Source organism: Phytoactinopolyspora endophytica (genome assembly GCF_004138495.1).
GTDB lineage: Bacteria > Actinomycetota > Actinomycetes > Jiangellales > Jiangellaceae > Phytoactinopolyspora > Phytoactinopolyspora endophytica.
On record NZ_ML142855.1, the window covers coordinates 281,955 to 289,658 of the forward strand.

9 protein-coding genes are annotated in these 7,704 nt (G+C 66.8%); 6 read left to right on the forward strand and 3 right to left on the reverse strand.

Features of this window, described 5'->3' with window-relative positions; translation table 11 throughout:
- Positions 1-257 precede the first annotated feature (257 nt).
- The 5 genes from ELR45_RS16120 (at position 258) to ELR45_RS16140 (ending at position 5,186) form a co-directional block, all read left to right on the forward strand.
- Positions 258-926, forward strand: a complete 669-nt coding sequence (locus ELR45_RS16120) for a DUF47 domain-containing protein (RefSeq protein WP_129667306.1) — start codon at positions 258-260, stop codon at positions 924-926.
- Between the two features lie 88 nt (positions 927-1,014).
- A complete protein-coding gene (locus ELR45_RS16125; protein ID WP_129667307.1) occupies positions 1,015-1,986 on the forward strand; it encodes an inorganic phosphate transporter in 972 nt (323 codons plus the stop codon).
- A 67-nt stretch (positions 1,987-2,053) separates the two neighbouring features.
- Positions 2,054-3,253: a homogentisate 1,2-dioxygenase gene (locus ELR45_RS16130; RefSeq protein WP_129667308.1), complete on the forward strand. Its 1,200-nt coding sequence runs from the start codon at positions 2,054-2,056 to the stop codon at positions 3,251-3,253.
- A 205-nt stretch (positions 3,254-3,458) separates the two neighbouring features.
- Entirely contained in the window at positions 3,459-4,007 is a 549-nt protein-coding gene (locus tag ELR45_RS16135; RefSeq protein WP_129667309.1) for a DUF1707 domain-containing protein, read from the forward strand.
- A 3-nt stretch (positions 4,008-4,010) separates the two neighbouring features.
- A complete protein-coding gene (locus tag ELR45_RS16140; RefSeq protein ID WP_205856696.1) occupies positions 4,011-5,186 on the forward strand; it encodes an alpha/beta hydrolase family protein in 1,176 nt (391 codons plus the stop codon).
- A 58-nt stretch (positions 5,187-5,244) separates the two neighbouring features.
- On the opposite strand, the gene ELR45_RS16145 is transcribed toward ELR45_RS16140, so the two are convergent.
- On the reverse strand, positions 5,245-5,685 hold the full coding sequence (locus ELR45_RS16145; RefSeq protein ID WP_129667310.1) for a TIGR03667 family PPOX class F420-dependent oxidoreductase: 441 nt from the start codon (positions 5,683-5,685) through the stop codon (positions 5,245-5,247).
- Between the two features lie 55 nt (positions 5,686-5,740).
- A complete protein-coding gene (locus tag ELR45_RS16150) occupies positions 5,741-6,505 on the reverse strand; it encodes an aminoglycoside adenylyltransferase domain-containing protein (protein WP_165367822.1) in 765 nt (254 codons plus the stop codon).
- A 124-nt stretch (positions 6,506-6,629) separates the two neighbouring features.
- On the opposite strand from ELR45_RS16150, the gene ELR45_RS16155 reads away from it, so the two are divergent.
- Complete coding sequence (locus ELR45_RS16155; RefSeq protein WP_129667312.1) at positions 6,630-7,262, forward strand: alpha-ketoglutarate-dependent dioxygenase AlkB; 633 nt, start codon at positions 6,630-6,632, stop codon at positions 7,260-7,262.
- 252 nt (positions 7,263-7,514) lie between these two features.
- Here ELR45_RS16155 and ELR45_RS16160 read toward each other — a convergent pair.
- The coding region (locus ELR45_RS16160) for a glutamine amidotransferase-related protein (protein ID WP_165367823.1) at positions 7,515-7,704 on the reverse strand (190 nt) is incomplete at its 5' end.

Here is a 7,704-nt window from a genome sequence, read left to right on the forward strand (position 1 = left end):
GCGGCCGAGCTGGGCGCCGATGCTGTGTCGGCGTTCCTGGCGGGGGCGGTTCCGCTGGGCGTGGTGAATCCTGAAGTGGCCGATGCTGGGTAAGAGGTATATGTCGTGTCTGAAAAGTCACGGCGACCTTCGGGCGTAGCGGCCGGCGCGATACGTCCGACCTGACCGAACAGCAGAGAGCCGGAACAGGCCGGATCAGCCCGCTGGACCGAAAGGGTAGGCTTCCGGAAGGTGAACAACAGGTGAATAGAGAGTAAATGAACATTGACGAGGAGATGACCACAGTGAAGGCGCCCTGGCGACGGCTGAAGTCGTCGTGGCGCTCACGCCGCTCACCAGAGCTGTCGAAGGCCCTGACGGGACAGGTGCACGCCGCGCGCGACGGCGCCGTCCTGGCACGGGACATGGTGGAGAAGAAGATCACGCCGGCGCAGGCGAGGGAGAGGATCGCGGAGATCGAGCACGGCGGCGATGAGATGCGCGGCCAACTGGTCGACCGCCTGTCCAAGACGCTGGTGGCGCCGCTCGACCGGGAGGACCTGTTCCGGCTGTCCCGTTCTGTCGACGACGTGCTGGACACGATCCGGGACTTCGTGCGGGAAGCGGATCTGTACCAGATCGAGAAGCGCAAGACCTACCGCCCCTTGGTGGACGCGGTCGTCGTCGCGATCGAGTCGCTCGAAGAGGCGGTCGCGGCGGTGTGGAGCAAACCGCAGCGGGTGCCGCTGAAGGCTCTCGACGCGAAGAAGGCCGCCCGGTCGGTCAATCGGGCGTACCAGGACGAGTTCGCGAAGATCGTCGACGGCGAGATGTCGCCACAGGCGCTCAAGCACCGCGAGCTGATCAAGCGCCTGGACTGGGTCGGGATCCGGATCAACGAGGCGGCGGACGTGCTCACCGACGGCGCGCTGAAGCGCGGCTACTGACACGCACGCCTCCCATGATCATCAACGGTTGGACCGGTCATGGTGCGGCCAACGGTTGATGATCATGGGGTGAAAGGGAAGGTGAGGCGTGGCGCCAGAAGTGCTGGTGGCCATCGCGATCGCGTTCGCGGTCGTGACCGGGTCCAACGACGGCGGCGCACTCATCGCACCCGGCTTGCGGGTCCCGGCGCTCTCTGTTCCCGTCAGTCTGGGGATACTGACCCTGGCCGTGGTCGCCTTCCCGCTGCTGATCAGCACCGTGGTCGCGGACACCATGCTGAACTCGATCGTCACCGCCGATGCGGACGGCACCACGGCGCTGGCGATCGGATTCATCGCGAGCGTCGCCGTGGCGGCTGTGCTGACCTGGATGAGCCTGCCTACATCGCTGACGCTCGCCGTGATCGGCGGCATTGCGGGAAGCGGCCTGGGTATGGGCCTCACGGTCGGCTGGGGCTCGGTGCTGCGGGTGCTGGCCATCGGCATGGCGGCGCCGGTGGTCGGCGCATTGCTGGCCCTGCTGGGGGCATGGGCATGGCGGTCGTTCCGGAACGCCACCTACCTGTCGACGGTGCGCTGGACCCACATGACCGCGTTCGGCGCGCAATGCATCGCCTACGGCGCCAACGACGGGCAGAAGATGCTGGTGCTGTTCTTGGCGGCCGGCGTCGTCGCGAGCGATGGGCCCGCCGAGGGGACCACGCTGGACTGGTGGGCGTATCCGGTGATTGCAGTGGCGTTTGCGGTGGGTACAGCGCTGGGTCTGCCGAGGGCGGCACGCAGCGTCGGCAACGGGATCCTGAGCACCCGCGCCACCCATGCCGTCACTGCGGAGTTCGCCGCGGCCACAGCGGTGCTGGGCAGTGCCGCCGTCGGCGCGCCGGTCAGTATGACGCAGTCCGTGGCGGGCGGACTGCTCGGCGCCGGCGTGCATGAGAGTTACCTCCGGGTGCGCTGGCGAGTCGTCCGCAATCTCGCCACCGCATGGGTGATCACGCTCCCGGCCAGCTTCGGCGCGGCCGCCCTGGCCGGCGTCGTCGTCGGAGCGCTTACCGGATGACCGCCGGGATGGCACTATGGGTGACATCGACACGCTCACCGCAACGACGCTGTGAGGAGAACCGACGATGGCGTACTACCGGCATGTGGGCGACGTGCCCCCGAAACGTCACACCCAGCACCGCCGCCCGGACGGCGGCCTGTACTACGAGGAGCTGATGGGCGAGGAGGGCTTCTCCAGCGACTCGTCCCTGCTGTATCACCGCAATATCCCGTCGGCGATCGCCGACGCGCAGCAGTGGGAGCTGCCTGACCTGTCCACCACCGCCAACCATCCGCTGACGCCGAGGCATCTCAAGCTGCACGACCTGTTCCCGGAGACCGGTGAGATGGCCTGGAAGTCCATCGACGTCGTCACGGGCCGGCGGCTCGTGCTGGGCAACGCCGATGTCCGGATCTCGTACGTCGTCGCCGGCGAGGCGTCTCCCCTGTACCGGAACGCGATCGGCGACGAATGCGTCTATGTCGAGGCCGGCTCCGGAACCGTGGAGACGGTGTTCGGGGTGCTCCCGTTCCGGCAGGGTGATCACGTGCTGCTCCCGCGGGCGACGACACACCGCTGGCTCCCGGCCGGCGACGAGCCGGTACGCGCCTACGTGATCGAGGCGAACTCGCACATCACCCCGCCGAAGCGCTATCTGTCGCGGTTCGGCCAGTTGCTCGAGCACTCGCCGTACTGCGAGCGTGACCTGCATGGTCCTGCCGAGCCGCTGCTCGCCGACGGGCAGGACGTGGACGTGTTCGTCAAGCATCGCGGCCCGCAGGGCATCGCCGGAACTCGGTTCGTCTACCCGGAGCACCCATTCGACGTGGTGGGCTGGGACGGCTGCCTGTATCCGTATACGTTCAACATCGCCGACTTCGAGCCGATCACGGGGCGGGTGCACCAGCCGCCGCCGGTTCACCAGGCGTTCGAGGGCTACAACTTCGTCGTCTGCAACTTCGTGCCGCGGAAAGTGGACTATCATCCGCTGTCCATTCCAGTGCCGTACTACCACTCCAACGTCGACTCCGACGAGGTCATGTTCTACTGCGGTGGGAACTATGAGGCCCGGAAGGGCTCTGGGATCGGTCAGGGCTCCATTTCGCTGCACCCGGGTGGCTGGGCACACGGCCCGCAGCCGGGTGCGTACGAGAACAGCATCGGCATGGAGCGCTCCGACGAGCTGGTTGTCATGGTCGACACCTTCCGGCCATTGGAGCTCGGTGAGGCCGGCCTGGAATGCGATGACGGCGTGTACGCGTGGAGCTGGACCCCGCGCCCCTGAACCGGCGTGCATATGAACCGTCGTGCCTGCGAACCGGCGTGCCTGCGAACCGTCGTGGGTGCGAACCGTCGCGCACGGCGGTGTGCGGCCGTCCTCGCGACCGTCGACCCTGACACGGTGGGCAGGGAAAACCCCGACGTCAGGGAGGCGATTGTCGGGGAATCGACCTATCGTCGAAGGCTGTCGCCGACGATATGATGACGGTATGAGTGCAGCTGGCGCGGCGGGACCGCCTTATCACCCGCATACCCGTCCCGCCCACTTGCGCTGTAGCGACTCGGAACGGGAAGCAGTCGCGGCGATGGTGCAAGGCGCCAGTGAGGACGGGCGGCTGGACATCACCGAGCTCGACGAGCGCTTGGGCGCGGTGTACGCGGCCAAGACCCACGGCGATCTGGCGCAGGTCATCGTGGACATCGTCCCGCCGCCGGCGAGTCCGATGCCGCCGCCGCGGCCCATGATGGCGCCGCAACCCATGCCCGTGGTGCCCGTGATGCCGGTCTATCCCGTCCAGTGGAGGCCCGGCGTCAGCGATCGGACGATCTTGCCGGCGTTCCTGCTCTGCCTCCTTCTGGGCGTCTTCGGCGCGCACCGGTTCTACGTCGGCAAGGCTGGCTCGGGCGTCGGGATGATCGTGGCGTGCCTGCTCAGCTTCGGCGTCGTGGCCGGTGTCTGGGCGCTCATCGACCTCATCGTCCTCGTCACGCGTTCGTTCCGGGACCAGTACGGCAACATCCTGCGTAATTGGTCCTGACCGATGCGGATGTGCTTCCACGGAGTCAACGCAGGCATCAAAACCGCCCGCGCTCGGGTCGCCCCGGCCGTCGCTGTCGCGGTGCTGCTCGTGGCCGGCTGCACTGACTCGGATTCGGACACGGACCCGGGCGCGGACTCGGGTACAGCCACAGGGCCGGGCGAAGGCCAGGACGCCGAGGGCGAGACCAATCCTCCGTCGTCGCCGGGTACGCCAAACCCGGACAGCCCCGGGTCATCCGCACCGTCGTCGCCGGATACGTCGAGCTCGGACGGGCCCGAGCCTGACGCGACGGAGCAGACCGAGCCGCATCCGGTGTCGCTGCCCGCGATGATGGAGCAGGAGTTCGACGGGCGGGACCTGGAGGTCGGCGATGTGATCGAGGACGTCGGGGCGTACACGCGGTATGAGGTCACCTACCGCAGCGGCGACCTGACGATCTCCGGCATTATGAACGTGCCCGCCGGTGACGGTCCCTTCCCGGTGCTCATCCTGGCGCACGGCTACATCGATCCGGAGATCTACACCACTGGGCGCGGCTTGGCCCGCGAACAGGACTACCTGGCCAGACAGGGCTACGTCGTGCTGCACACCGACTACCGCAACTACGCCGGCTCGGATGACGACCCGGAGAACGAGGTGCGGCTGCGGCTCGGATACACCGAGGACGTCATCAACGCCGTGCTGGCCGTCCGGGAATCGTCATTGCCGTACGTGGACGGCGATCGGGTCGGGTTGCTGGGCCGATCGATGGGCGGGGGAATCGCGCTCAACACTCTGGTCGTGGAGCCCGGCCTGGTAGATGCCGCCGTCATCTATGCGTCGGTCAGTTCCGACACGGTCGACAACTTCGACCGGTGGACACGGGGCAATCCCGACGCCGCGGAGCTCACCGAGGAGATCATCGACGCTTACGGGTCACCGGAGGACAACTCGCAATTCTGGCGGGATGTCTCCCCGGTGACCTTCTTCGACCAGGTCGCCGATCCGGTCCTCATGCACCACGGGACCGACGACGACACGTGCCCGATCGAGTGGGCGCATACGACTGCTGACGCACTCGATGACGCCGGCGCCGACGTGACGCTCGAGGTCTACGAGGGCGAGCAGCATGCCTTCGAACCGCAGTGGCAAGACTCGATCGAGCTGACCGCCGAGTTCTTCGACGAACACCTCTGACCCGGTCCACCCGGTCCACCAGGTCCGCCGGCGACCGCGGGTCTGACCAGTCCTCGGCTCAGAAGCCGCGGACCCGGGTGATCCTGATCCGCACGGGTGCGTTGTAGGTGCCGCTGAACGCCTCAAGGCTGCCGGTCACCTTGATCATGTCGTCGCGGTACTTCGCCAGGTACTGCGGCGACTCGTCCGGCCGGGGAAGGTCGTCGTCGGCGCGCTCGGCAAGTCCCTTCAATATCACCACGTCGCCGCCGGAGGCGGCGCTGTTGAAGTGCAAGGACACCTCCGGGCGGGCCGCTATGTGCGCCAACCTGTTGGCTTTGTGGTCGCTGTATACGACGACCTCGTCGTCACCGGTCCACACGAACCACACGGGATTCGGTTGTGGGGCGCCGTCGCGACCGACCGTCGTGAGCCAGACGACCTGCTCGTCCTTGAGGCGTTCGCGCACTCTCCGGCCGAATGGGGACTCTGGGTTGGGTAGTACGTCAGCAATAGTCATGCTGAGAGAACCGCCCGACGTCGACGTGTCATCCCTGCAGCGTGGGCTGCCGGCGTCAGGACGATTCGGCGAGGTGCGCTGCGATTCGCTGAGTAAACCGCCTGGCGGCGGCTGGGTCTAGGTCTGCGCCCGGTAAGGATCGTTGCCGATGCAAGGCCGCGGTGATCAAGACATGGTCAGGGCCTTCGGTGTGGTCGAGGGCCCATTGGCCGCCGTCGATCTTGGACACGAGGGTGTGCTCGGCCGCGTATCGCCACGCGCGGCAGGCATTGAGCACTGCGTACTCGTTGGAGGCGTGCTCAGCGGCCCAGTAAAGCTCCGCCAGAAGCTGCGCACGGACGAGTTCTTCGGCGACCGGCGCGAATACCTCGGCGGCTGCGGGACCTGGCCCGAGGCCGATCCCCGCCGTCCGGCACACGGCGAAGTGCAGAATCAAGTCGGGGTCGCCGTCGTGATCACGGCCATCGACGATCTTGGTATCTTCAGGCGCGGTTGTCACGTGGAGCTCGAATGCGGGCTGTGCTGTCGGGTGTTGTGTGATCGGGAGGGTGACGACGCTGAGCTCCAGCCCGTGAGCCGGGCAGGGAAGGCATTCCTGCGCCAGTCGCTCGCCTGCGGCCGACTGCTGCGTTGCTGTCAGCGGACCCTTGGAGACGACGAGGATGTCCACGTCACTGCGACGTGGGTCGTATCCTCCGAGCGCAGCTGAGCCATGCAGGTAGACGCCTACCAACTCTGGCCCCAAGACCGTGCTCATCACTGAAGCGACGTCGCCGACATAGCGCTGCGACAGCGCGTCCAGAGCCTCAACGTTTGTCATATGTCCACCATCCCCATTGTGTCCTGCAGCCCGAGCGCTCCAGACCACATTCTGCAGGACGTTGCGATGGATCGCGTCCGGAAAGATGTGGAACTTGTGTTCGAATGTGGGGTAACGTTGTGGCATGTCGATAGCGATGCAGGCGTCCCTGTTCGACAGTCCGGCGGCGGATCCCGTGCTCGGCGAGCTCGGACGACGTGTGGAACGGACCGAGCTCACAGCCGGGGCCTGGGTCGACGTCCGGCCGGGCTGGCTGGGTGGCGCCGATGAGCTGTTCACTCGCCTGGTCGACGTGGTGCCGTGGCGCGCCGAGCGGCGGCAAATGTATGAGCGTGTGGTCGATGTGCCTCGCCTGGTGTGCTGGTACGGGGAACAAGACCGGCTGCCGGATCCAGCGCTTGAGGAGGCGAAGGCGGCACTGAGCCGGCACTATCGAGACGAACTCGGGGAGCCGTTTCTGACCGCCGGCCTCTGCTTCTACCGGGACGGCCGGGACAGCGTCGCCTGGCACGGCGACACCATCGGCCGTAGCAAGCACGAAGACACGATGGTGGCCATCCTCTCCCTCGGCGAGCCAAGATCGCTGTTGCTGCGTCCGCGCAGCGGCGGCGAGTCGCTGCGATACCAACTTGGCCACGGGGACCTGCTGGTCATGGGAGGGTCATGTCAACGCACCTGGGAGCACGCGATCCCGAAGACCGCCCGGCCGGTGGGGCCGCGCATCAGCGTCCAGTTCCGTCCCCGTGATGTTGCCTGATCCGACCTCCGTGTGATGTGGGTGTGGGAACCCGGGAGGTGGGAAGAGGTCTGCCGGCATCCAGTTACGTCAGGCGTGTCGGGCCGGACGAACCGAGCTCCGCGTGATGTGGGTGTGGGAACCCGGGAGGTGGGAAGAGGTCTGCCGGCATCCAGTTACGTCAGGCGTGTCTGCTCGGTTGGTCTGTGGCCCGGTTGGGCTTGAGCCGGCATACCTCTTCCCACCTCCCGGGTTCTCCTGTTCCGTATCCGTCTAGCGCGCGGCGTATCTGGGCGAAAGCACGTCGGTGACCAGCTCGGCCAGGAGCTCGATGCCGTTCGTGGACAGGATCGACTCCAGGTGGAACTGCACCGACGCGAAGCCGGGGCCGCGCAGTGCATGCACCTCGCCGGTCTCGGTGTCGGTCGCGACTTCGACGCTGGCGGGGACATTCAACATCGCG